Raw genomic sequence first — 24053 nt, forward strand, 5'->3', positions numbered from 1 at the left:
GGCCGCCGTGGACAGCCTCGGGGTAGCAAAATCCGCCGAGATCGTGAGGGTGAGCGGGCCAGGTCTCTGGCCTAGGGGTTGCAGCAAGGGGGAGATGCTCCGAACCCTGCTCTCCGCGCCCCCGCGGGGACCGACCCAAGGCTCGCCTCTCTTTGCGTTGGCTGCGGTCGTGCTCGTCGCTTGCGGCGGGCAGCCGTCGCCGACCGTGGCTGCGACGTCCGCCGTCGTGGGCGACGATGCCGGTCCGCGCGCCAACCCGATGGAGCACCGCGCCGACGACGCCGGCGGGCTCGAAGCGGCTGCGCCAGTGCGGACCTGCAGTCCGGGACCCGTCACGTTCCAGCCGACGGCGTGGGTTCCGCCGCCCACGGCGCGCGTCGCCGCGTGCTCCCCGACGCAGATTCAGGTCCTCGCCACCTGCATGAACAACGACACCGTCACGGCGGCGTGCTCCCAGTTCTGGCAAGCGCCTGAGAACGACTCCTGCCTTCGATGCGCCAACACGCCCGAGGGCGCCACGGTGCGCGGTCCCCTCTACGATCAGGGCGCGTACACGTATGTAAACTACCCGGGATGCATCGCTGCCATGTCTGGCGACACGAGCCAAGGCGGCTGCGGCGCTCGCTACGATCGCCTCCTCTCGTGCGAGGACGCCTTCTGCGGTCACTGCGACGTCGACGGGATCGATGCGTGCCTCGACGCCGCCGACAAGGGCGGCTGCGCGACCTACGCCGCGGCGCTGGATTGCGCGAAGACCCAAGAGACCGCCTGCACCGGGGCCGACTATTTCGGCGACGTGGTGAAGGTGGTCTCGCTCTTCTGCGGACAATGAACCCGACCCCCATGAACGTCGACGTGTCCCCACCGGACGTGACAGCGCCGCGCTCCGTCGGGCGCTACTTCATGTTCGACGCCTTCGCCCGCGGCGGCATGGCGACCGTTCACCTTGGTCGTCTCGACGTCTCCCCGGGGGTGTCGAGGCTCGTGGCGATCAAGCGCCTCGATCGTGCGTACGACGTCGGCGGCGAGCTTGCGGCACGCCTTCGCGAAGAGGCGCGAGTCTTGAGTCGTGTGCGTCACCCGAACGTGGTGCCGGTCCTCGACGTCGTCGAGTCGCCTTCGGAGCTTTGCCTCGTCTTGGAATACGTTCACGGTACCTCGCTCGCGGCGCTCATCGAGGAAGCGTCGTCGCTCGGCGAGCGACTGCCGCGCCCCGTCGTCGTGGCCATCTTGTGCGACGTGCTCCGCGGCCTCGCAGCGGCGCACGACGCCAAGGGCGCCGATGGCGCGTCGCTAGCGCTCGTTCACCGTGACGTTTCGCCGCAGAACATCCTCGTCGGAGCTGATGGTGCCGGTCGTCTCCTGGACTTCGGCGTCGCCAAAGCGCATGGTCGCTCGAAGCTTACGGCCACCGGTACAACGCTCGGCAAGGTCGTGTACATGTCGCCGGAGCAGCGGCGCGCGCTTCCGCTGACGGGCCGCTCGGACCTCTACGGCGTCGGCGTCGTCTTGTGGGAATGCCTCACCGGTCGTCCCTTCACGGAGGCGCTCGAGCGGCCCTCCGCCCCTCCGCCTCCGAGCGCTATCGTGAGCGACGTCCCGGCGGCGCTCGACGCCATCGTGCAGCGCGCGCTCGCCGTCGACGTCGCGCGGCGCTACGGGACCGCCGAGGAGATGGCGCAGGAGCTAGCCGACGCGTGTCCGCTCGCCTCGGAGCTCGAAGTCTCGCGCCTCCTCGAACGGCTCGGCGGCGACGATCTCGAACGCCGCAGCGCGCTCGTGACCAAGGTCGAGGCTTGGAAGGCGCCGCTCGCTCCGGCTCCCGAACACAGCGAGCCGCCTTCGCCCGCGTCTGAACCGCCCCCGCCTCCTGCCAGTTCGCCGCCTCTCACCCTCGACGTGGAGACCGACGCTTCGCTCTCTCGGACGGTGCTGGTGCGCCGACCGCCGCGCGCGCGCACCTCGTCGATGGTTGCCGCCCTTGGCGTGTCGGTTCTCGTCGCCGTCGTTGCCATCCTGTCGTTCGCCCGTGCGCCGCAACCTCCGATGGCGCGCGCCAACGCAACCGCGATCGCGCGGGTCGCGGCGCCTGGGGCGCTGGTACCGATCAAGGCTGCGCCCGAGGCCGCCTCGCCTCCGGCGCTGGCCACCCTCACGCGCGCCGCCTTTGGTCCCAACGACGCGGAGGTCGCCGTCGACGACGTCGCCGCGACTGATTCGAGCCGGGGCGCATCCACGGCTCCTCGAGCTCGCGGGCCCGTCCCGGTGGTGAAGGCCCGCAAGCCGCGCGCGCCTTCGCGTGCCGCCGGTGCGACGAACGCGTGCGAGGTGCCGTTCACCTTCGACGACGACGGTCGAAAGCGGTACAAACCTGAGTGCCTGAAGTGAAGCGAACGTCGGTCCTCGCCAGCGCCATCGCAGCGGTCTTGTCTTCCGTCACGGCGGTCCCGGGCGCACGCGCCGACGGGCCCCGTGACGCACGCAAGAACGACTCCGCCGCCGAGTGCGTGGCGGCCTTCGACCGCGCGCAAGATCTTGCGGGACGACGCAAGCTCACCGAGGCGCGCGAGCTCTACCTCACGTGCGCGCGCGAGTCGTGCCACACCCTCGTCCGGCGGGACTGCGCTGACCGCCTCGAGCGCTTGGAGCGTGACCAACCGACGCTCATTTTTGGCGCACGAGATCGTGACGGTCGCGACCTCGCCAACGTCCGCGTGACCGTCGACGGGGCTCCGCTCGATGGACAGAAGCTGGCGCTCGGCGTGCCTCTCGATCCCGGCGAACACGAGGTCTGGTTCGAGCTCCCGCCCTACGCGGCAAAGCTCGAGACGGTCGTGGCGCGGGTCGGCGAGAAGAATCGCGCGATCGTCGTAACGCTCGAACGGGCCAGCGCGCCATCGTCGAGCGGTGCGAAGACCGAAGCAGACCCACCCCCGTCGAAGGCTCTTCCTCTCGGGCTGGCCGCGGCTTCCGCGGCGGCGGCGCTCGGTTTTGCGGCCTTCGGCGTCGCCGGCTTCGCCGAGAAGAACGAGCTGCTCGATCGATGCGCTGCGGCGTGCTCGGCGCGCGAGGTCGCGGTCGTCCGAAACCGCTACATTGCCGCCGACGTCCTCCTTGGTGTCGCGCTCCTTACCGGTGCGGCAGCGGCGTATCTCTCCTTGCGCCCCGAACCGCCGCGCCCCGTTGTCCGTGCGCGTTTGCCCCGGCTGTCCGAGCTGTAGATCGTGCTCCCCGCGGCGAGCGAGGTAGCATTCGACCCGATGGACCCGCGCGACGAAGATCCGACGACCCAAATCTTGGCGACGGCGGAGCTGCCGACGGCGTTCTCCACGGGCGTCACGCTCGCGGTCGTGGAGGGGCCCGACTTCGGCAAGACCTTCCGCATCGAAGACCTCGCGCACCGCCGCGTGCTCATCGGCAAGAGCCCAGCCTGCGAGGTGCTCTTGACCGATCGCACCGCGTCGCGAAGGCACGCGGCCCTCGAGAGCGACGGGACCGTCGTGCGCATCGTCGACCTCGGCTCGAGCAACGGCACGCGCGTCGGTGGCCTCCGCGTGATGGACGCCTTCTTGTCGCACGGCGACGTCATTCGCATCGGCGCGACGGCACTGCGCTTCGACGTCGACGAGCGCGCCCACGAGCTTCCCGCTTCCGGTGACGTACGCTTCCACAAGGTTCTCGGCGCGAGCGTGGCCATGCGCCGCCTCTACCCGGTCTTCGAGCGCCTCGCGGCGGCGCAGGTGCCGGTCCTCATCGAAGGCGAGACGGGCACGGGCAAAGAGGTCCTCGCCGAAGCGCTTCACGAGGCGAGTCCTCGCAAAGGCGCGCCGTTCGTCATCTTTGACTGCACGACAGTGTCCGCGTCGCTCGTCGAGGCGGAGCTCTTTGGTCACGAAAAGGGGGCCTTCACGGGCGCCGTCGCCTCGCGCGCCGGCGTCTTCGAGCAAGCGCATCGAGGGACCATCTTCATCGACGAGATCGGTGATCTCGAGCTCGCGCTTCAGGCCAAGCTGCTCCGCGCTCTCGAGCGCTCCGAGGTGCGCCGCGTTGGCGGCAATCAGTGGACGAAGGTCGACGTGCGCGTCATCGCCGCCACGCGTCGCGAGCTTGACCGCGAGGTGCAGGCGGGGCGCTTTCGCGACGATCTCTTCTATCGCCTCGCTGTCGCGCGCGTCGAGCTGCCGCCGCTCCGAAAGCGCCTCGGCGACGTGTCGCTCCTGGCCAACTGTTTCTGGAAGCTCCTCGGAGGCAGTGACCTCATGTCGCCCGAGGTCTTGTCACGCTTCGAGTCGTACGATTGGCCGGGCAACGTGCGCGAGCTCTACAACGCGGTCGCTCGCCAGCTCGCGCTCGGTGAGGTCTCGCTGGGCCGGGCCGCCGCGTCGCCGTGGGCCGCCGACGGCGGGCGAGACTTTCTCGACCACCTCGTCGATCAGGGCCTCCCGTTTCCGCGCGGCCGTCAGGAAGCCATCCTCGAGTTCGAGCGCCGCTTCGTGAAGAAGATGCTCGACGTTCATGACGGCGACGTCGCGCGCGCCGCGGCCGCGTCAGGGATCGGACGTCGCTACTTTCAGAAGCTCAAGACGAAGGTTTGACGGCGGAGGCCATCGCTGGAGGAGGCAGCTCGAGCGTGATGCGCCCGAGGGCGCCGCTTCGGTAGTCGTGTATCAAGACGTCGGCGGCCTTGTGCATGTCGACGACGCCGCCGGCCTTTAGACCGCCGCGACGCCGACCGATCTCGAGGAGCAAGTCTTCGGCGGAAGCAGGCGTGCTCTTCAGCTTGTAGCGGCTGATCATGACGGCGGGGCACAGCTCCAAGAAGAGCCCCGCCGCGAACATGCCCACGGTGACGTAGTCGATGGCGGAGTCGGGAATGGCTCCGCCCAACGCGAGGCGGAGCGCCGCCGACTCGTCGTCGATCTTCGGCCACATGATCCCCGGGCTGTCGGAGAAGGCCATTCCGTTCTTCGCGACGACCCTTTGTTGCGCCTTGGTCACGGCCGGCTCGTCGCCGACCTTCGCGACCTTGCGTTCCATGAGCGTGTTCACGAGCGTCGACTTGCCGACGTTGGGAATGCCGACGATGAGCACGCGAACGGTCTTTCCGGCGCGATGTGGCGCCAAGAGCTTGCACAGCTCCGGGAGCTTGGCGCGCGCTTCGCCGGGGCGCGTGGCGCTGAGGCCGATGGCCACCACCTTGCCGCCCTCGAGACCGGCGAAGTCCCACGGTCGTTGGCTCTCGAAGTGCGTGATCCACGCGCGCGTGGCGTTGCCGTCGGCGAGATCGCTCTTGGCGAGCACCTTGATGCAGGGCTTGTGGCGCCTTAGCTCGCGGACGACCGGGTTTTCGCTCGCGCCAGGCATGCGAGCGTCGAGGACTTCGATGACCACGTCTTGCGCAGGCATCGCCTCGGCGAGGTCGCGCCGGGCTTTGGTCATGTGCCCCGGGTACCACTGGATCGACATGAGTTGCTCTCGGGCGCCTTCGCGCGCTCCTCCCATAACACGCGCCCGCGTTGGCGGCCTTGGGGTCCGCCCTGGATCACCGTGAGGCTCATGGAACGGGCCGTTCCATGCGAACGGGCCGTTCGCTAAAACGGGCACCAAATGCCGAAATTGCAGCAGTTTTGCGACGGCACCGTCGTTGCTCCTTGGTGCTCGGAGGCGATGAACATGAGCCAAGCGAAGAGCACCAGGACGACCGCGCGAACACTGCCCTGGGCCGCCATTGACGACCAGGCGCTCGACGCCGTCGCGGGGGGCATCTCACGAACCGCGTTGGCGGGGCACGTCGGAGGTGACTACGATCCGCTCGACGCGTTCACCGCGGCGCACGGACCCCAGGCCGCCATCCACACGATCCTGCCGCAGCTCCCGACGACGCAGCTCGGCGTGCCGCAGCTAGGGACCCAGCTTGGTCTCGGCCAGCCGGGCGTGTCGCAAGCCACGATCCCGCTGCCGCTGCTCCAGCAGTTGCTCGGGCCGCAGGCTGCTCAAGCCGCGCCGGCCGCGTCGCAGGTCAACCCCGCGCAGCTCATGCAAAGCTTTGCGGGCATGTTCCAGAGCATGCTCGGGGCGGCGGGGCGGTCGTCCGGTGCGTCGGCACCGGCGCCGGGCGGCGCGCCGGGAGCCAATGCGGGAGCGGGTCAGGGCGCCGGACAAAGCGGCGGGCAAAGCCAGGGTGGACAAGAAGGCGGCGAGCAAGGGGGGGGCGGCGCGGGAGGCGACAGCGCCGGTGGAAGCGGCACCGAGGGGGGGAACGCGGGCGCCGAGAGCATGGGCGGTGGCGGGGGCGCGGAGGGCGCGAGCGGGCAGGAGCAGTCCTTCGGAAACGATTTTGGCGGCAACAGCGACTTCGGTGCGGGCGACGCCGGCGGCGGCTCCATGGAGGCCTGATGGCTTCGCGAACCGAGGCTCTCCACGTGTCGATGATCGGGCGCGGGACGGCGACTGACTGCTACCTTGCGTCGCCATGACTCTTGGGGCCCCGGCGCGCGCATTGGCCACGGCGGCGACGGCCGTGGCCGCCGCCTTGGCCGCTCTCACGGGCGCGTGCACGGTGCTCTCCGGCACATCTGAACTCTCCGGTGGAACGTGCGCGCGCTGCGTCGATGCGGCGGCCGAGACTGCGAGCGACGCCGCGCGAGCTGTGGCGTGCGGGGCGAAGTCTTGCGGTGCGGAGGATTCGTGGTGCTGCATCGCCGCCGGCTCCGTTCCCGCTTGCGGAAAGACCTGCGCAGGCGCCGCTGCCGCGGCCATCTCGTGTTTTGACGCTCGCGATTGCCAGAGCGGCCTCGCGTGTTGCCTCTTTCGCAGCACGTTCCAAGGAGAGACGCAGGACCGCTGGTTTTCCCAGTGCCTCGCCGCGTGTCCGCCGGCGACCGATCGCACCACGTGCGCGCCGGACGCGGCGGCTCCCTGCGCAGCCGGTAGCTGTGCGCCCACAGAAATTCCGACGGTGTTCGCGTGCCGATGACGCATCGGGCGCCGACGACGGCGATGCGCTTCGGGCGGCTCGCCAGCTTGGCAACGGCGGCCGCTCTCCTCTCGACGTCGCCCGACGCTTTTGGTCTCGACAAGCAGGGGAGCGCTCACGGCGGGCAAGTCGGCGGCGATGCCGAGGAGTTCAACGTCTCCGGTGCCTTCAGCCTTGGCGCCGCGCTCTACAACCCCAGCTACGCCGCTCGGCCTGACAACACGGGCCTCGCGCTCTTCCGGTACGCGCTCCACACGGACGTCGATCTCTTGGGCCGAAAGCTCTCCATTCCCATCGACGTGAACATGTTCACCGACCGCGAGCGTCGCGGTGGGCGCGTGCTCCTGCCGACGGAGTTCGATGTCATCGGTGGCGTGACGACGACGCAATCCCTGGTTCGCGGCGCTGACCTCGAGCTTGGCGCGCGCGTCGAGCACGATCGACCCATCGACCAAGGCTCGTTCTCGCAAACCTACGCCGACGTGCGAGGCCGCCTCCTCTACTCGCTCGCCACCGTCTGGCCGTCGCTCGGGCGGGAGCTCGCCGACGGCGATATCTCCGGGTACGTGACCCTCGGCTGGTTTGGCGTAAACCCGACCTACGCGGCGCGGCCCGACAACACGGGCCTCGCGCTCTTCCGTTACGTGGCTCACACGGAGCTCTCCGTTTGGCACGATTACCTATCCATCGGCGTCGACGGGACCTTCTTCTCCGACCGCCGCGGAGGCAACGTCGTCGCACCATCGGAGCTCGATCTCACCTACGAGGTCATCGGTCGCTACAACCCCTTTGAGGTGCACCTCGCCTACGAGCGAGACATGCCCATCGACCGCGGCGGGCTCGTTCAGTCGTTCATCTACGCGCTCTTCGTCTACGGCTTCGACTTCAAACACGCGCCAAAGCCCCTCGAGACGCGCGGAACCATTCCTTCGCCGTAGGGTCCCGGTTCGCTGGCCGTCGCGCTCTTCTGGCGCCTCTGCTATGCGCGGGCCATGCGCTACGAGGGAAAACTGTACCGGCCCCCGTCGGAGGCCCACTCCCTCATCGTGCAGGCCACCATCGGCTGCTCGTGGAACCACTGCACGTATTGCGACATGTACCGGGAGAAGGCCTTCCGCGTGCGCGACCTCGCCGAGGTGCTCGCAGACCTCGACGTTGCCGGTCGCTCCTTCGGCGAAGAGGTGACCAAGCTCTTCGTCGCCGATGGCGACGCCCTCGTGATGCCGATGGACCATTGGCGCGGCATCCTTCAGTGCGCCAAGGACGCGTTCCCAAACCTTGAGCGCGTCTCTTGTTATGCGATGGCCAGGAACGTCCTCGAAAAGTCCGACGCCGAACTGCGCGAGCTGAGGCAGGCCGGGCTTTCGCTGCTCTACATCGGCCCCGAGTCGGGCGACGACGTGACGCTGAAGCGCATCGCCAAGGGCGACAACGCGGCGGCCCACGTCGAAGCGGCCCGGCGCGCGCACGAGGCCGGCTTCGAGCTGAGCGTCATCGCGCTCTTGGGCATCGCGAGCGAGCGCTCGATCGAACACGCCAGCGCGACGGGGGAGCTCGTCACGAAAATGGATCCGGAATACTTCTCTGCGCTGACGGTGACCGTCGTTCCGCACACGCCGCTCGCCAAGCTAGCGGCGCGAGGGAAGTTCAGGGTTCCGCCGGTTGACGGTCTCCTCCGGGAGCTGCAAAAAATGGTCGAGCACGCGCGCCCAACCGACGCGATGTTCCGCACCAACCACGCGTCCAACTACTTGCCGCTCGGTGGCCGCTTGCCCCGCGACCGCGAACGCATCGTGGAGACCATCGAGCTCGCGCTCGCCGGCGCGCTCCCGCTACGACCGGAGCGTTCTCGGGGGCTGTGAGCGGCATGCCGCGCCTTTCAGCGGTCCTCAAAACTCAGCGCGGAGCGACGAGGCGAGGCCGACGCCCAAGAGCTCGGGCATCGTCACGACCTGTTGGGTAAACGCGCGAGGGCCCATGCCCGCCAGGATGCGCGTGAAGTGGTTTCGCACGAGCGGCATCAAGAGCTCGAGCGAAAGCGACTTCTGCTGCGTCGAGCTGGTCGGCAGCGTGGCTCCCGCCTCGACAGACGAGGCAAGCTCGAAGAAGCCGAGCGGCCCCTCGGCGCGCGCCGCGCTTGTCGTCAGCGTCAGGGAGAGCGCCGTGGCAGCAGCGGCAACTTTGAGCGAGAGGTGCATCGGCGATTCCCTTCGAAGCCTTCGGCGAACGCCGTGCGACGTATGGAGCATCGACCATGCCGCGGCATCGGCCACGGCTCCGTCGCGTCTCGCTCGCGATCCCGCGTGGCGCCTGATTCGTTGGTGATCCAACGATCCACCCCGCAGAGACAGTCCAGTCCCATGCGACTATTCTGGTCACCGCGATGTTCACCCCCAATCGGCGCTGCTTTTTGTTGGGCTCGGCGGCGCTCTTGACGGTGCGCCCGGCGAACGCCGGCGCGTCCCGCGTCACTTTTCCAGTGCTCTTGCGCACGCAACAGGTCGACGGAGCGTCCGTTGCGACTTCCGCCTTCATAGACGAGCAGATGGCCCGCGTCGCTGATGTCTTCGGTGAACATCAGCTCGCCTTTGAGGAGCTTCCGCGCTCCACCCTCGCCGTCGGTCCCGTCGACGTCGTGACGCGGGCCGACCGCGACGTCTTCGGTGCCCACCTCACCCCCAAGGTCATCAACGCGTTCTTCGTTCGCTCGCTCATGGACGTCGACGAGCCGGGGCGGCGACGCATGGGCGTTGCGTGGCGTTCGCTGCGCGATCCGTCGAAACGCTACGTGCTCGTCTCGAGCGAGGCGAAGGCTGGTGTGCTGGCCCACGAGCTCGGGCACTTCCTCGGAAACGGCCACTCGCGCGTGCGCAACAACGTCATGAGCTACGACCACGACGAGGGGGTTCGAGCCTTCTTGGACGCGGCGCAGGCAAGCACAGCTCGACGCACCGGCGCCGACCTGTTCGCCAAGGGCGAGCTCAGGCGACCTCTGCGCAAGGCCCCCTAGACGCTCCCTTCCCGGGGAACAGGGCGTCCATTGCGACAAAAGCCGCACAAAAGGGGCCTCGTTGCTCCGCCCTTGCGCCTTTCGGAATCTCTGCGAAAACAGGGCCCGTGAAGCTCAAGTCCACCTCCCTCGCCGCGATTGCCCTTTGCTTGCCGTTGTTGGCCTGCGCGAACAGCAAGAACAACTTCCTCTTTGGCGACGGCGGCGCCGACGCCTCGGCCGCGTCCGATGGCGGCAGCACGTCGGACGCGAAGGCAGCCACGGGGACCGACTGCCCCGCCTACTGCCTCATCATCGGTGGCCGCTCGACCTCGTGCGAAGACACGGCGAAGTGCGAGACGGCCTGCAAGGCCGCGAAGAAGGCTGCCACAACGGCCAGTTGCGCCGACGAGTGGCAAGCGCTGACCGACTGCACGGCCGGCGAGGGAACCGGCGGCAAGCCCCCGGCTGTCACTTGCGACAGCAAGGGTGCGGTCACGGTGACGAGCGGCTGCACGAGCAAGAAGACGGCCTTCGAGGATTGCATCGGCGGTAGCAGCGGTGACGCCGGAAGCACCGGCTCGTGCACGCTCAAGCAAGAGATCGACCCGAACGCCGCGTGCAACACGTGCGCCGAGAATAACTGCTGCTCCGAGTGGAACGCTTGCCTCGACGACACGGATTGCGATGCGTTCCTCCAGTGCATCACCGCGTGCCCCGCGGGCACGGCCGGAACGACCTGCGTCAACGGCTGCCAGTCGAGCCACTCGACGGGCGCATCACTGGCGTCGACGGCGGTGACCTGCCTTCAGGGTCCGTGTTCGACGCCCTGCGGACTCTGACGGCTAGCGAACGGCGGGATCCAACGACAGAGAGAGCCGCTCTCGGGTGGGCGCCGCGACGAGCTCTCGCCACCACGCGTCGACTCGCTCCGTGAGCCCGGGCTCCACCGGACGACCGACGCGCGGGGTCAGCAATCGAAGGTCGCTCTTCTCGGCGTGACGCGCGAGCGTCTCGGCGGGCTCTTGCCACGGGTGCACGGCGAGATCGAACGTGCCCCAGTGAACCGGCAAGAGCGTTCCGCTGCCGAGCATCTCATGGGCCAAGATGGCGTTGTCGGGGCCCAAGTGGATGTCGCCCCAGGCCGGGTGGTACGCGCCCACTTCGAGCATGACGAGATCGAACGGCCCTTTGCGCTGGCCGATCGCTCGAAACTCCTCTGTGAGCCCCGTATCGCCGCTGAAGAAGACCGCGTGCCGCTCGGTCTTCATGACCCAAGACGACCACAGCGTGCCGTTTCGAACGAGGCCGCGACCGGAGAAATGGCGCGACGGTGTGGCCGTGACCGCGAGTCCGCGAAAGCTCGCTTCCTCCCACCAATCGAGCTCGGTGATGCGTTCGCGGCGGACGCCCCACGCTTCGAGGTGAGCGCCGACCCCGAGCGAGGTGACGAAGGGGACGTCGCGAACGGCGAGCTCGCGGATGGCCTGGTAGTCGAGGTGGTCGTAGTGGTCGTGGGAAACGAGCACCAGATCGAGCGGCGGAAGTTGATGGATCGCGACAGGCGTCTTGTGGAAGCGCCGCGGCCCGACGAGCGAGGACGGTGACGCACGTTCTCCCCAAACGGGGTCCGTTAAGATGCGCAAGCCGTCGATCTCCAGCAGCGTCGTCGAGTGCCCAAGCCAGGTCACACGAAGGCCCGTGTTCGACGGGATCTTCCACGCCTCGAGCGGCGACTCGACGGGCAGCGGCGCTTGCGGTACGCGCGCGCCCTTCTTGAACAGGAAGTCGCTCACCGTGGGCATCTTCTCGCCCGCCCTCATGGGCGTTCGCACCGGCACGGTGTTCTCGAAGCGGCCGTCGCGAAAGCGCGGCGAAGCCAGGGCTCGCTCGCGCCGAAGGCCCGACAAGGGCGCACCCAAAATGGCAGGACGAAAGGACACGGAAGCTCGAGTGTGGGGTCGCGAGGGCGACCTGTCGAGACCCGGTCCCGTGAGGGCGTCAGGCGTGCGGGGAGCGTCGGCGCCGGCGCACCGCCAGCGTGGCCGCGACCGCCAAGCCTACGATAGGCACGCCGAGCGATTCGTTCGACTTGGCCACAGCGGCGCTGCGACAAGAGCAGCCGCTGTCGTCGCCGGATGAGCCTGCATCGACGGGCGTAACGTTGACCTCCACGCGCGACGCGGCGCTCAAGAGCGCGCCGTCGTGGGCGCGCAGCTCGAAGCCGAGCGTCGCCGGGGCCTCGGGCGCCTCGAAGGACGGCGTGGGGCCTTCCTCCTCGCGGAGCTTCACGGCAGGGCCTGCCACTTGCCGCCACAGGTACGTGAGCGCCTTGTCCGTCGGGTGCGTGCCGCTGCCTGCGAAGCGCACGACCTCGCGGGGGCGCACGTTCTGGTTCGGGCCTGCGTTGACCGTCGGGCCGTTGGGGTCGCAGTTGTCTTCTTGGGGAACGAAGGACCAGAAGGGCTTCGTGGTGGCGCCGAGGATCTCGATGTCGTCGACGTCCCAGCCTTCGGCCGAGGTCGTGAAGCCATCGCCGTTGCCGACGCGGAAGCGGACTTGAACCTTGTCGGCGGGAGCGGGCAACGTCACGTCGATCTTCGAGTCGACCCACTTGTCAGGGTAGCCGGGGCTCTTGTTGCCGTAGGCCTTGAGGCCCTTCAGCGGGTTGTCGCCGCGGCTGTTTGCGTCGAGCGTGGTGTTGTAGTCAACGGCGCCGTACGTCGAGATGTCCTTCCACGTCGTGCCGTCGAGGCTGAGCTCCACGACGCCGCCATCTTGGTCAACCTTGCGGCGCACCGACGAGCGGAAGAACCATCGGTGCCGGTAGCTCAGGCTGAAGGTCGTGCCCTCCACCTTGAAAGCCGGCGACGCGAGTCGCGTGTCTTCCGTCTGCAGGCCGTTGGGGATGGTCCAGAAGGAATTGCTGCCCTCGGCAGCGCGGGTCCACTTGAGCTGCGACGAACCGCCGCTGGGCTTCCACGCGGTGTTCTTCGTCTCGACCTCGTCCTTGGTCGCGCTCTCGGGGGCCTCGTCGGCTTGGTACCGCGTCGGCAAGGTGACGCGTACCGGCTGGCCCCCATCGAAGCTCGCGTCGTCGAAGGAGACCTCGAGCTCGACGAGATCGAGCGGCCTCGCGCTCCGCATCGCCGTCTTGAGCTTCAGCGTGGTGGTCTCGAAGGGCTTGAGCTTCGCCAAGGGAACCTCCGTGCCGTCGACCAAGGAGACGCCGGGCGTCTTCGACGTCACGCGCGCCTTGGTGCTTTCGAGGACCCCGGCGCCGGCGTTCTTGACCGTCAACTCGATGGTGGCGACCTCGCCCTCGTCGAGGATGCCGTCGTGATCGCAGCTGATGGCGTCGTCGACGAGCGTGGCCTTGGTGACCACGGCGGCGTTGCCGGCGTAGAAGCTCTCCTTCACGCCGGCGTTCGACGCGCTGTCCTTCGGCGGGCCTTCGGCGCCCGCTCCGGCGCCGCGCCTCGCAAAGGCCTTCCAAAAGAGCGTCGCGTCTTCCGCGTCGCTGGCGAGGGCGGCGGCCAGCACAGCGTCGCGCGCCTCAAGGAGCGTCGGGTCCGGCGGTGTCAACTTCAGCGACGCCACCAGGTAGCGCTTCATGCGCTCTTGCGCCTTCGCGAAAGAGTAGCGGCCGTCCTTGAGCAACGCGACGTAACACTCCCAAAGCATCGTGGCCCACACCTCGCCGGTGTTGTGGACCTCCGAGTTCGACCCGCCATCTTCGCCGAAGCTAATGGCGGCCTTGTCGCTCGGCAGCGCGACGCCGTTCTGGATGTGCTTGAACGTCAGCGGGTTCTTGGTGACATCGACCGAATACGGGACGCGCCTCGTCCCAAAGTAGATGTCGTCGCCGCTGCCGCTCATGGCGTAAGAGCCGTTGGTGTAGACGCCGCCGTAGTTGCCGCCCGCGTCGGCGCGAGACGCCACCAAGAGCGCGGTGAAGTCGGCCCAGCCTTCGCCGAGGCCGCCGGCCTGGTTCGTGTTCAGGCCATTGCCGTCGCCGACGAGCCGCCCCGAAAGGACGTGGCCCCACTCGTGGGTCACGATGCTCGTGTCGAGGGCCCCGTCGACGTCGACGCCGCCGACTCGCTTCATCGTGACCGACGGGTTCTCCGCGAGGGCGCCTTCGAGGGCTTGGCCGTCGGGCTGGGAGAGCGACAAGACGGGGATCGTGATGCCCTGCTGGGTGCCGCCCATGAAGGGCGCGTTGTTGGGCTGCGCCGACGCCGACGTGTTGGCGATGATGGCGCCCACGGCGCCGGCGGCTTGCGCGTTCTGGGCCTTCTGCGCGAACGAACACGTGCCGCGGTGGAGCAGCACGATCTTTCCCGCTACCGGCCCCAGCGGCTCGCAGCCGTCGTTGGCGTCGGCGCCGCCGTCGTCGACGCCGAGGACGACGTCGCCCGTGAGGTCGAAGAGGTCTTTGCCAAAGCCGCTCGCGATGCCAGCGACCTTCGTTCCGGCGATGGTCGTCGGTGAGTTCATGATCAACGACGCGTCCGACGAGCCCGAGAACACGAACATCTGAATGCGCGGCGACTGACCGTCGCGCGGGACCGTGGCGTTGGCGTTGTTGCGCCCGCTGGCGTCCTGCGCTTCTGCGAGGAGGGCGTCTTTGCCCTTGCCGCCGCGTCCGAGGTTGTCGGTCTGGTGGTTGCCCGACTTTTCGTCGAAGCCTGCGTCGTAGAACCAATCGTGCATGAAGTTCGTCACGTAGAAGAGCTGCGTGACGGAGGCGCGTTGCGACGCGAGCGTCTTCTCGGGCGACGCGTTGACGTCGTAGAGGAAGTCGAACTTCGTCCCCGTCGCCGGGGCGAGCACGTCCGCAGCGTCGAGGCCGTCGGGATCGACGACGTCGCCGTAGGCAAAGACGTTGTTGCCTTCGGTGCGCGTGGCCGCCGCCGGCAGCCACGGATCGTTCTTTGAGAAGGGGAAGTTCGGCAGCGTGACGAGCTGGCTCGTGGTCCACGCGAGCTTCGTGCGATCGGGTTTGCCGGTCGGGTGCGGGTTGTAGCCGTTGCCCTGCGGTCCATCGAGGGGAAGCAGCGTCGCCGGGTCGGCGTAGACGCGATACGTGTAGTCGTACTTGACGAGGTCGTTGTCGAAGAGGACCCGCCCGTCTTGTGCCGAGATGACCATCGAGCGCGCCGCGCCGCTCTTCCATTGCAGCTCGACGTAGTGGGCCGGCTCGAGGGTGGTCTGGCCCTCGCTTGTGATGGGGAAGAAGACGCGCTTCGCGCGCGCGGGAACCTTCAAGCCGTCGGCGGCGAAACGCTCGTAGTCATCGAGAGCGCCGAGGGCCAAGAGCGGCGTCGTTGCGCTGGCGGGGAGCCCGGTCATGCGAGCCCCCGTCATGTAAGCCGCCCTGGCGGCGGAGAGCGTCGTTCTCTGAAACGCGCGCTCGCTGCCCGTGAGACTCGTGGCGAGGAGACCCGACGCGGCGACCGGTTCGAGGCCACGCTTCGAGATGGCGACGGCGAGGTTCGAGCGGAAGATCTCGAGGCCGTGGGCTCGCTGCGCGAACCTCGCGATGGCCACAGGGCCCCGCTCGTCGAGCTCGACCTCGTGCAGCGCGAGCGCCGCGGCCTCGGTCATGTTGAAGGCTTTGGCCACGCCCCGGGTGGCGGCCTCCGCTGCGGCGCGGGTGGACTTGAACGCCGAGCCCTCACGGTTCAACCAGAGGAAGGTTGGTGCGCCGGAGCGTGCGTCGCGATGGGCGATGCGCGCGACGGTCACAACGGGCTCGGCGGCTTCCGGCGGCGTTGCGCGGGGCGCGGCAGAGTCCGCCGGCCCGCACGCCAAGAACAGGAGCGAAGGACCCAAAAGGCGGAATCGGAACAACATGTTGCCTCGCGTTCGGGGGCTCCTGTGCCACCGGCCCAGCGGGCCGTCAAACAGCGGCCGCGCATCGTCGGGCATCGCAGACTCTAGGCGGGGCTTGTCCCGCCTCAACCCTGCGAAATCTTGCCGCCTCCAGCGCGCCTCGCCCCACGTGAGTTCACACTTTGGGATCCGCCGCTCGGCGCGCCGTCGTGCCCGCGTGTGCTTTCGCGACTTTGTCCTCATGCGACACTTGGCCTGCGGGGTGCATTCCGCTCCCTCACCATGAGCCGCTCGTCCCAAGCCCGACCCTCCTCCGCACCCTGTTGGTCTTGTCGCCGGGCCGTCGCGCCGACGGGAGCCGAATGCCCCGATTGCGCCGCGAGGCTCGAGCCGAGCCTCCTTGTTCGCGTGAAGGGTCTCCTGGCGTCGACCTTCTCGCGGACCGCGAGACGATCCCCGCAACACCGCGCGCAGGACGCCTTCGTTCCGCACGAGAGCGGCGTCCAGTGCGCCCCGGTCACGCAGCGCTCGTACTACTGCTGAGGCTCGCGACGCGCCTCGGTTCTACTTCACGGAGAGCTCAGCCGTAAGATCGCTGGCTGCGAGCAGCGTGGCGTCTTCCGCCGTCAGCACGCGTCGATCGAGAACGTAGGCCGTGCTGCCGCGCGCCATCGGGATGTCGTCCTTGAGGAGCGCCGCGAAGCTGGCCTCCGCGCAGGGCGAGACGTCGTCGGCCGAAACGGCCCCTTCGAGCCGCGTAAGGCGGCGATGGAACTGCTCGATGGATTCGTCGCCCTCACGCCGGAAGCGCAAGACCCGCTCGCTCATGCCGGGGCGCCGCCGCACATCGACGCTTCGCGTTCGCGCCGCCGCGTGCAGCGTGGCCACGTCCCAGAGCGTCGGCCGAACGCCGAGCCTGAAGTGAGCCACGACGGCCCCTGCAAGGAGGCCCAAGGTCTTGGCGTTTTGGTACACCGTTCGGTAGGTGCCGGCCTTCGGCGTGAGGTTGATGTCGAGCCAGCGGACCGAGCGAGCCTCGAGGTCGAGCACGATGGGGACGAGGACCTCCGCGGGCCCCTGCAAGTCGAAGCGTTGCGCGACGGCCTTCGGATCAAAGTGTCTCCCTTCAGGCGCCGGCGAGAGGACTCCCGCGAAGGCCTCCGGCATCCCGTCGAAGGGAACGGCGTTGTAGCTAAGGACGCCCGGCACGACGTAGCGGACGTCGCCGCGCCTCTTGAGCGCCGGTACGTCGAGATCGATGAACTCGGACGCTCCGAGCGGCGGCGGCGCCGACGTCAGATCGCCTGAATGAACGGCGCCCGAGAGGCGCAGGCTTCCGAAGTCGCAGCGATCCACGTAGTTCCAGCTCCCGTCAAAGAGCGCCGCCGACAGATCGAGATCGACGCGCTGCTTTTCGCTCTCCATCCAGTGGACGAAGAGGCGCAACGTCTGCCCCTCGGGAAGCGGAAACACGCTGCCGCGCGGCGTGGCGATGAGACTCCGCGCGGCGGTCCGCTCGACCGTCGGCAACGGGAGGTCGCGGAGCGCTTCGTCCAGGTAAGCGTGCGCAAACGGCGTCGCTCCGCTCAGCCTCTGGAGAAGCTCGCGCGTGATCGCATCGCCGAGCGCGGTCGTGGTGTCAGCGGAGAGGACGTCTCGATGGTCGTCACGACGCCACACGAGCGTGGTCTCGGCCTGCGGAAAGAACACCCGGAGCGGCAGCTTCGCGTCGCGCCGCTGGAGGTGGGCGCGCAGCGTCAGAAGCGTCGCCGGCGCGCCCTTGGGCACCGCGTCGGCGATGGCGCAGAGGGCGCCGGCAAGCGCCGTTGGTGTCGATTGCACCTGCCGGAGGAGCCAGTCGCTGCGCCTCAGCAGCTCGCCCGGTCTCGTCGCCAGGAGCGCCGTGGCACGGGAGAAGTCCTTGGTGCGGAACGCCACCTCGAGCTTCGCGGCAAACGACTCCACGCGAAGGTGTCGACGGTCCAAGCGGAGCGCACCGCGGTGTGCTGTCGTCGCCGCGTCGATCGGAGCGCGCAGGGCCTTCGACGTCTTCGCGAGGTCGGTTCCTCGAATCGCCGCAAAGGCGGCCGCCACCTTCGGGAAGCGCGTCGCTTGTTCGAAGGGGTGAAGGACGTGTCCGACGCGTTGCCAAATGCGCGCGTAGCGGCGCAGGTCTTCGGCCAAGGCGCCGAGCTCGAGTCGCTCGAGCTGCTCCATGACGGTCCTGCGGAGCGCGCGCGGCATCGAAGTCAAGCGCCGCGGGAATTTCACGAGATCAGGCTCGGCGCCCCAGAGCACCATGAGGACGCGGAGCATGTCTGTGGCCGTTCGCAAGTGACCTTGCGACGCTTCGAGCGCCTTGTCCTTGCGATGGGCCGAGGCCACGAGGCCGCCAATGGCGATGGCCATCGTCGACTTGATGGGAATCTTGCTCGGCAGCCACGAAATGGCCTCGTCCTTTGCGTCGGTGAGGATGACGCCGAGGTCATCGCGGTCCCTGCGGGAGAGAGGCGTCGCCCGCCCCAGAAGGCGGAGGTACAGCTCGCGCACCTTCACGGGGCCATCGGTCCCGAGGCGCAAGAGGCGTAGTCGCCGCGGCTTCTTCGGGGCTTCTTGGCTGGAGCCCGTCACTATCGGCGGAGGCTTCGGCGGCACGAGCCCCGGCGGCCCCTTCAAGAAGGGGCTGTCCAGGTTGATGCGGCAATGGCAAATCGGACAACCGCTGTAGTCTGCGCCATTCCAGCAATGGCCACAGACCACGTGGCCGCAGGGGTCCAGGACGTGGAGCTCGCGGTCGGTGCCGCAGAGGGGGCAAGGCTGCCCCGGGTCAGTCCACAGCCACGCAAAGAGGCGCAGCAAGAAGAGCTCGTGGGTGTCGTGCGGCACGGACTGAGGAAAGCCGCGAAAGAGAGGCACGTGCGCCGCGTGCGCGCCGAGATCTCGCGCCAAGGCGTCGAGCAGCCCCGCGCCGACGGAGGCCAATCGCTCGGAGTCCAGAGCCCGCAGCGCCTTCTGGAGATCCACGGCGAGCAGAAAGCCCATGTCCGCAAGGTCGGCTTCGAGCGCCGTCATCGCCACGAGCGGTGCTGCCGGGCCTCCCGCGCCGACGGCGGCCGGCGCGCCACTTCGCACATCGTCGAGGAAGACGACGGCACCGCGGCGTAACAAGACTCGCCCGAGGTCGTTCACGAGGACTCCGGTTGGCAGGGCGAAGAAATAAGGGGTGGAGAAGGAGCGCGCTAAGTCGAGTCGGCTTTCGCCGAAGAGAAGGAAGCACGCCCGAGGGCCACCCCGGCGAGGAGAGTACGCGTCGCTCACAAGCCGCGAAAGAGAGGAAAGTCGCGCGCCACAAAATGACGCGAAGGCGCCCCGCGAACGGGACGCCTTCCGATCCAAAAACCAGGGGCGACCTCCGCACCGTCTTGTCAGTAGCCGGTCTTTGACGCGCAGCTCGAGGCGACGCACGAGCAGGCGCTCGAACACTGCGCCGAAACCTGGCACTTGCCGCCTTGCGGCTCGGGCTTGGAGACCGGCGGAGGCGAAGCCTTCTTCGCGCAGGGCTTTTGATCGTCGTACGCCGCCTTCTTCTTGGTGCCCGACTTGTCGTGGCAATCGGCGCCGAGTGGCTTCGACGGCTTCACCGTGACGGGGGCGCCGGCGGTGCAGACGTCGCACTTCTCGTCGTCGTCGCGATCGACCTTCTTCTTGTCGCCGCCACCGCCCTTGTCGCTGTCGTCGTCGTCAAGCTCGCCCTTGCCGCCGGACTTGCACGGTTTGTCATCGTCGTGCCGTGAGCCGCCTCCGCGCTTGTCGTCGTCGTCGTCGCCCTCGTCGTCGCTTCCCGCGCCGCCTCCGCTGGCCGAGCCGACACCGGGCTTCTCGTCGTCATCGCCACCGGAGCTGCCGCCGCGCCCACTCGAGCCACCACCGGTCGCGCCGCCCGCCGATCCGGCAGCGCCGCCGCCGCCGATTGCGGAGCCAGCCGCCGCCGGACCCTCCGAGCCTGCGCCTCCGCCGGTCGCACCGCCGGCCGCCGCCGCGGCGCCGCCGACGTTCGAGCCGGCCGCGACGGGCGCACCGACCTTGAGCACGCCGAGGTTCACGACCTGCGCCTTGTTGGCTCCGATCCACGGCGTCGTCGCGACGCCGTCGGAGCTCGGCACGCCGACCTGAGCTACCGTCGCCTGACCGCCGGTCGCGAGCTGGTTGACGATGAGAAGGCGGAACGACGTGCCGACGGGAACTTGCACGGTGAAGTCACGCGATGCGTCGAGCGGCGCCATGATGCGCGTTCCGTCGTTGAGGACGGCGACGGCCTTCGCGTTGTCGAGCACGAGCTTCGACGAAACCGTGCCCTGCACCGTCATCACTTCGTCCGTCGTGTCGTTGCTGCTGCACGCGGCCAGGAGCCCGCACGTGGCCAACGCGACCAACGCACCGAGAGAACGCGCAGACGTTTGACGAACTCGACTCATCGGGGACCTCCACGGCCGGGTGATTGAAACCGGCGGCGACGAGGTCCCTTTGAGCAGCGACCGTGCCACTCAAAAAGTGGCGCGGAATCGAGGTTGCGGATCGCGTGGATCCGGAGCGAGGCTCGCCTGCGGCGTCCATCGGATCGAAACGATCCGGCTGCCGCTCGCCGCTATTCGCCTAGTTTTCCAGTCGAATAGGATTCGAAATCAGCCAGAGGAACTCGCGGTCGGCCAAGGCTGTTTGAGGCCCCAGCGCCGCCGTGAGGTGCTTCGGCTTGAGCCAAATCTCGACGTGGTACGAGCCGGGCTCGGTCACGGTCTTGTTCAGCGTCGCACCGAGCGCCGTCGCCGAGGCGACCTCCACCGTGCCGCTCCCATCGGTGCGGAAGAGCACGGCGCGCACTGCGGCGCTCTTGGCGGCATTCGCGTCGAAGCTCACGGCCGTTTGCGTCGGCGTTGGCGCGTCGGGCACCTTCATGGTGAGCGCGATGGGGCCCTTCGCGAGGCCGCCCATGTCGAGCATCGTGCCGCCGGCGTTGCCCTCGAAGTAGAACCCCGTCGGCTCGCCGAAGACCGAGAACACGCCGTAGCTGCGCCCTTCGCGAAGCGCGCCCTTCACGCCAGCCGGCGTCAGGTCATTGGTCAACGTGACGTTCCGAAGCCAACGCATGATGCGGTCGTAGCTGTCGAGGCGCTTGCCGTCGCTGAGGACGAGCTGGCCGCCGGCGAGCAAGAGCCCGAGCGCGGCGTTCTTTCCTCCCGCTGCGGCGGTGCACAGCGCCTGCTGCGCGGCCCCCTTGCACACGGGGTCGATGCTGACGTTTTGGTGGACGTCGGAGCCGAAGACGCCGGGGACGAAGCGCTTCTTCTGCACCTCGCGCCATTTGGTGAAGCCCTCGACGGGCCACTCGGTGAGCAGCGGGAGGTACAGGAGGTCGGCGTGCGCGCCGGAGGTCGAGCCCGCCAAGAACGGATCGAGCTTGCCGAAGAGCGAGAGAAGCGCGAGCGGGTTGCCCGTCACCCGGTCGGTCACCCCGAGCGTCTTCAGGAAGTTGCCGTGCGGGTTGTACCACTCCATGAGGTCGGCCCCGCCTTCGACGATGAGGTCCGCCGTGAGGTCCGCTTGTTCGGAGTGAGCCAACGCGACCAGCGCGCCGGCGCTCTTGAGGTCGGCGACGAGCGCCTTGACCTCCGCGAGGGGCCTTGTGGTCGCGTAGGCGCCGTATTGCGTGGGATGCCGGTCCATCATCAGCGGCAACGTGTGGTTGCCTTCGTAGCCAAAGGTGAAGAGCACCTTGCGACCGCCGGGGCACGACACGAGGTTGCCGATGGGCGAGACGCCGTCTTGGCCCAGGATGAGCTCGTCGCCTTTGGCGGCGCTGTACAAGAGGTTCTTCGCCGGCTCGTATTCGTTCATGTGAGCCGGGTGGTCCGTGAGGTTCACGTAGTCGAGGCCCACGTTGCACGGTGCCGCGCGCAGGTCATCGATGCACGCCGTGTTGAGGCCGCCGTCGACGATCCCTTCGCCGTCGCACGCGTCGTGCGAATACGCCGAGTGAACGTGGAGGACGCCCTTCACCTCCTTGAAGCGGGGCACGCGACTGGCCGCGGCGTCACCCGGGAGCGGGTTGGTGAGTGGTGAGCCGCCCGCGTCGGCGGGGCGCGCCCCGGACGCCGACGTCGACGAAGGCGCGGGCGGTTCCGTTGCAGTGGGCGCGTCGCCATCGCCGCAAGCCACCACGACAGCAAAAGCGAGCGCCGTAAGGCCCAGGGCCCAGGGGACGAGAGAGAAGCGAGCGGATTGGGGCATGGGCTCTCCGCGCCGAAGGACGCCGGGCTTTTCTAGCGCAGCTTGCGCGCGGCGCACGCGGCGCGGTGCCCTCGTCGAAAAAGAGCCCCAGGGCGGGTCGCCCGCTGGCGGTCCCCGTCGCGCGCAGGCGAAGACCTACGCCGCGGCAGACGCGAGCGTCACAGCCGCACGTCGATGTAGATGCCGCGGCGTAGCTCCTCGAGCCACAGCTTGCGCTGGCGGTCGATGACCTGGCCCATGGCGCGCTCCTGCATCTGCTCGCGCACCTCCTCGAAGGCCGGGATGCGCGGCGCCTTGGTGATGGAGACGACCAAGACCGCCTGCCCGGCGATCACGATCGGGTCGCTGACCTCGCCGGGGCGAAGCGTCTTGACCGCGGCCTCGAGCTCCGGAAAGAGGGCCGTCATCGGCTGCAGGCCGCGCGAGCCGCAGACGTTCTTCGTCTGCACGTCTTTGGAGTATTGCTCCACGACCTTGCAATAGGGCGTGCCCGAGCGGGCCTTTTGCACGGCTTCGGCCGCGAGCCGGAGCTCCTCTTTCACTTCCGTGTCGCCCATGCCGGCGATGGGCCTCGCGATCATGAGCGGCTCGACGAACAGCGTGTTGGTGAGCTGTCCGACCCAACGCGCGTATTCGTTGCGGGCGTCGTCTTCGCTCACACGAACGCGGCTCATCACGCGAAGCTGAATGAGCTTGCCCTCGAGGAGCTGGCGGCGCACTTCGTCTCGGTAGTCGGCCTCGACGAGGCCCTGCCTCTTGGCCTCAGCCAACAGATCTTTGACGGTGAGCCCCAAGCTGGCGGCCTTGTTTTTGAGGCCCCGGTCGACCTCTTCGGCCGTAACCGCTAGCCGCGCCTTGTCCGCCGCCTGATCTTGGAGGCGCTCGTCGATCATGCGATTGAGAAGCTCGCGGTACATCTCGCTCTCTTGAGCGGCGCGCTGCGCCTCGTTCGGCGAGCTCGAGTAGATTTGATAGACGTAGGGGCGGGCGCGCTTGCGCAGATCGGTCAGCAGCACGGGGCGTTCGCCGACGACAGCGACCACGCGCTCCACGATGGTCCCGTGGGCGGAGCTGGCGATGGCCGAACAAAGCGCCGCCGTCATGAGCGCGGCGGCCTTCGCCTTGGTGCGTGCTGCGAGCCGGGAAAGCATCCGGAAGCGTTACCACGGGGGCCTTTTCGGCACCACTCATGCGGGGGTGGCAGTCGGGCCTTGTGCTCGCGCGGGCCCGGGAATTGTGCTCCCACGGATCTTTTCGTCGCGCCCGAGAGGAGTCGTTCGACCGCACGGGGCCAATAGCGTCGCCGACGTGGCTCAAGGGAACTTCGCGGACTAAGTGCGCCGCATGAGCGAACGTCTCGCCTCGTCCGTCCTTGCCTCTCTAGGGCTGTCTCTCTCGGTGCACGCGTTGGCTTGCTCGGCCGGTGGCGGTGGCTACTTCGCCGTTGCCGACGGCGGCACACCGGAGGCGAGCGCGGAAGAAGCGCCGCCTGCCCGCGACGCCTCCTCGGGCACCGAAGACCCCGAGCCCGAAGACGCGGCCGCTGCGGAGCCGCTCGGTTGCAAGCAGACCCCAACGGGCGCGTTCCTGCGTGTCGACGGCAATCCCTCGGGGTCGCTCCCCGACGCCACCGGCGGCAAGGTCGCCGACGGGCACTACGTGCTCAAGCAAGCCATCGTGATGTCGAGTGGTACGCAGCCGAAGCTGGCGGCAGACCTGTGGCTCCAAGGCGGTCGCTACGAGTGGCAGACCAAGAACAGCGACGGCTGGCACTACTCGTACGGTGGCACGGTGAAGTACTCGGGGACGCGCATGGTGATGACCGTCGATTGCGGCGGCCAGCAATCGGCGCCCAACTGGGCCTATTCGGTCTCCGGCAACGAACTCACGGTTCAGTTCACGAACATCAACGGATTCTCTTGGATGTACATCCTGCGCCGCGTGCCCTGACGGTCGTCGGGCTTG

Annotated in this window: 19 protein-coding genes; 11 read left to right on the forward strand and 8 right to left on the reverse strand. The window is 68.3% G+C overall.

The window, feature by feature from the left end; all coding sequences use genetic code 11:
• Positions 1-94 precede the first annotated feature (94 nt).
• Genes IPG50_34110 through IPG50_34125 form a run of 4 tightly spaced genes read left to right on the forward strand, consistent with a single transcriptional unit; the run spans position 95 to position 4595 of the window.
• Entirely contained in the window at positions 95-832 is a 738-nt protein-coding gene (locus tag IPG50_34110; protein MBK6697187.1) for a hypothetical protein, read from the forward strand.
• The gene (locus tag IPG50_34115) at positions 829-2388 is read left to right on the forward strand and encodes a serine/threonine protein kinase (protein MBK6697188.1); all 1560 of its coding nucleotides are present in this window, start codon (positions 829-831) and stop codon (positions 2386-2388) included. The genes IPG50_34110 and IPG50_34115 overlap by 4 nt, the downstream gene beginning before the upstream one ends.
• On the forward strand, positions 2385-3221 hold the full coding sequence (locus IPG50_34120; GenBank protein MBK6697189.1) for a hypothetical protein: 837 nt from the start codon (positions 2385-2387) through the stop codon (positions 3219-3221). Before IPG50_34115 ends, IPG50_34120 begins: the two co-directional genes overlap by 4 nt.
• Positions 3222-3260: 39 nt before the next feature.
• The gene (locus IPG50_34125) at positions 3261-4595 is read left to right on the forward strand and encodes a sigma 54-dependent Fis family transcriptional regulator (protein MBK6697190.1); all 1335 of its coding nucleotides are present in this window, start codon (positions 3261-3263) and stop codon (positions 4593-4595) included.
• Here the strand turns inward: IPG50_34125 and ylqF are convergent.
• Complete coding sequence (gene ylqF, locus IPG50_34130) at positions 4579-5466, reverse strand: ribosome biogenesis GTPase YlqF (GenBank protein MBK6697191.1); 888 nt, start codon at positions 5464-5466, stop codon at positions 4579-4581. The genes IPG50_34125 and ylqF overlap by 17 nt on opposite strands.
• A gap of 141 nt (positions 5467-5607) precedes the next feature.
• Here ylqF and IPG50_34135 point away from each other — a divergent pair, with 141 nt between their 5' ends.
• The 4 genes from IPG50_34135 to IPG50_34150 all read left to right on the forward strand — a co-directional run bounded on the left by IPG50_34135 (position 5608) and on the right by IPG50_34150 (position 8838).
• Positions 5608-6396, forward strand: a complete 789-nt coding sequence (locus IPG50_34135) for a hypothetical protein (GenBank protein MBK6697192.1) — start codon at positions 5608-5610, stop codon at positions 6394-6396.
• 76 nt (positions 6397-6472) lie between these two features.
• Complete coding sequence (locus IPG50_34140) at positions 6473-6976, forward strand: hypothetical protein (protein MBK6697193.1); 504 nt, start codon at positions 6473-6475, stop codon at positions 6974-6976.
• Complete coding sequence (locus IPG50_34145; protein MBK6697194.1) at positions 6973-7914, forward strand: hypothetical protein; 942 nt, start codon at positions 6973-6975, stop codon at positions 7912-7914. Before IPG50_34140 ends, IPG50_34145 begins: the two co-directional genes overlap by 4 nt.
• A 54-nt stretch (positions 7915-7968) precedes the next feature.
• The gene (locus IPG50_34150; GenBank protein ID MBK6697195.1) at positions 7969-8838 is read left to right on the forward strand and encodes a radical SAM protein; all 870 of its coding nucleotides are present in this window, start codon (positions 7969-7971) and stop codon (positions 8836-8838) included.
• Positions 8839-8865: 27 nt separating this feature from the next.
• On the opposite strand, the gene IPG50_34155 is transcribed toward IPG50_34150, so the two are convergent.
• Positions 8866-9174 (reverse strand): hypothetical protein, encoded by a 309-nt coding sequence (locus tag IPG50_34155; protein MBK6697196.1) that lies wholly within the window; start codon positions 9172-9174, stop codon positions 8866-8868.
• Positions 9175-9359: 185 nt separating this feature from the next.
• Here IPG50_34155 and IPG50_34160 point away from each other — a divergent pair, with 185 nt between their 5' ends.
• Positions 9360-9986, forward strand: a complete 627-nt coding sequence (locus IPG50_34160; protein MBK6697197.1) for a hypothetical protein — start codon at positions 9360-9362, stop codon at positions 9984-9986.
• Between the two features lie 107 nt (positions 9987-10093).
• Complete coding sequence (locus IPG50_34165) at positions 10094-10807, forward strand: hypothetical protein (GenBank protein MBK6697198.1); 714 nt, start codon at positions 10094-10096, stop codon at positions 10805-10807.
• 3 nt (positions 10808-10810) lie between these two features.
• Here the strand turns inward: IPG50_34165 and IPG50_34170 are convergent, their stop codons facing one another.
• From IPG50_34170 to IPG50_34195, 6 genes are all read right to left on the reverse strand, one after another.
• Positions 10811-11788, reverse strand: coding sequence for an MBL fold metallo-hydrolase (locus IPG50_34170; protein ID MBK6697199.1), 978 nt, complete (start codon positions 11786-11788; stop codon positions 10811-10813).
• Positions 11789-11966: 178 nt separating this feature from the next.
• The gene (locus tag IPG50_34175; GenBank protein ID MBK6697200.1) at positions 11967-15824 is read right to left on the reverse strand and encodes a M36 family metallopeptidase; all 3858 of its coding nucleotides are present in this window, start codon (positions 15822-15824) and stop codon (positions 11967-11969) included.
• Between the two features lie 543 nt (positions 15825-16367).
• A complete protein-coding gene (locus IPG50_34180; protein MBK6697201.1) occupies positions 16368-18992 on the reverse strand; it encodes a hypothetical protein in 2625 nt (874 codons plus the stop codon).
• Positions 18993-19228: 236 nt separating this feature from the next.
• Positions 19229-20278, reverse strand: coding sequence for a hypothetical protein (locus IPG50_34185; GenBank protein MBK6697202.1), 1050 nt, complete (start codon positions 20276-20278; stop codon positions 19229-19231).
• 178 nt (positions 20279-20456) lie between these two features.
• Positions 20457-22088, reverse strand: a complete 1632-nt coding sequence (locus IPG50_34190) for a hypothetical protein (GenBank protein ID MBK6697203.1) — start codon at positions 22086-22088, stop codon at positions 20457-20459.
• 158 nt (positions 22089-22246) lie between these two features.
• On the reverse strand, positions 22247-23239 hold the full coding sequence (locus IPG50_34195; GenBank protein MBK6697204.1) for a SurA N-terminal domain-containing protein: 993 nt from the start codon (positions 23237-23239) through the stop codon (positions 22247-22249).
• A 193-nt stretch (positions 23240-23432) separates the two neighbouring features.
• On the opposite strand from IPG50_34195, the gene IPG50_34200 reads away from it, so the two are divergent.
• Entirely contained in the window at positions 23433-24038 is a 606-nt protein-coding gene (locus IPG50_34200; GenBank protein ID MBK6697205.1) for a hypothetical protein, read from the forward strand.
• Positions 24039-24053: the final 15 nt, after the last annotated feature.

It is taken from the genome of Myxococcales bacterium (assembly GCA_016703425.1).
GTDB lineage: Bacteria > Myxococcota_A > Polyangia > Polyangiales > Polyangiaceae > JADJCA01.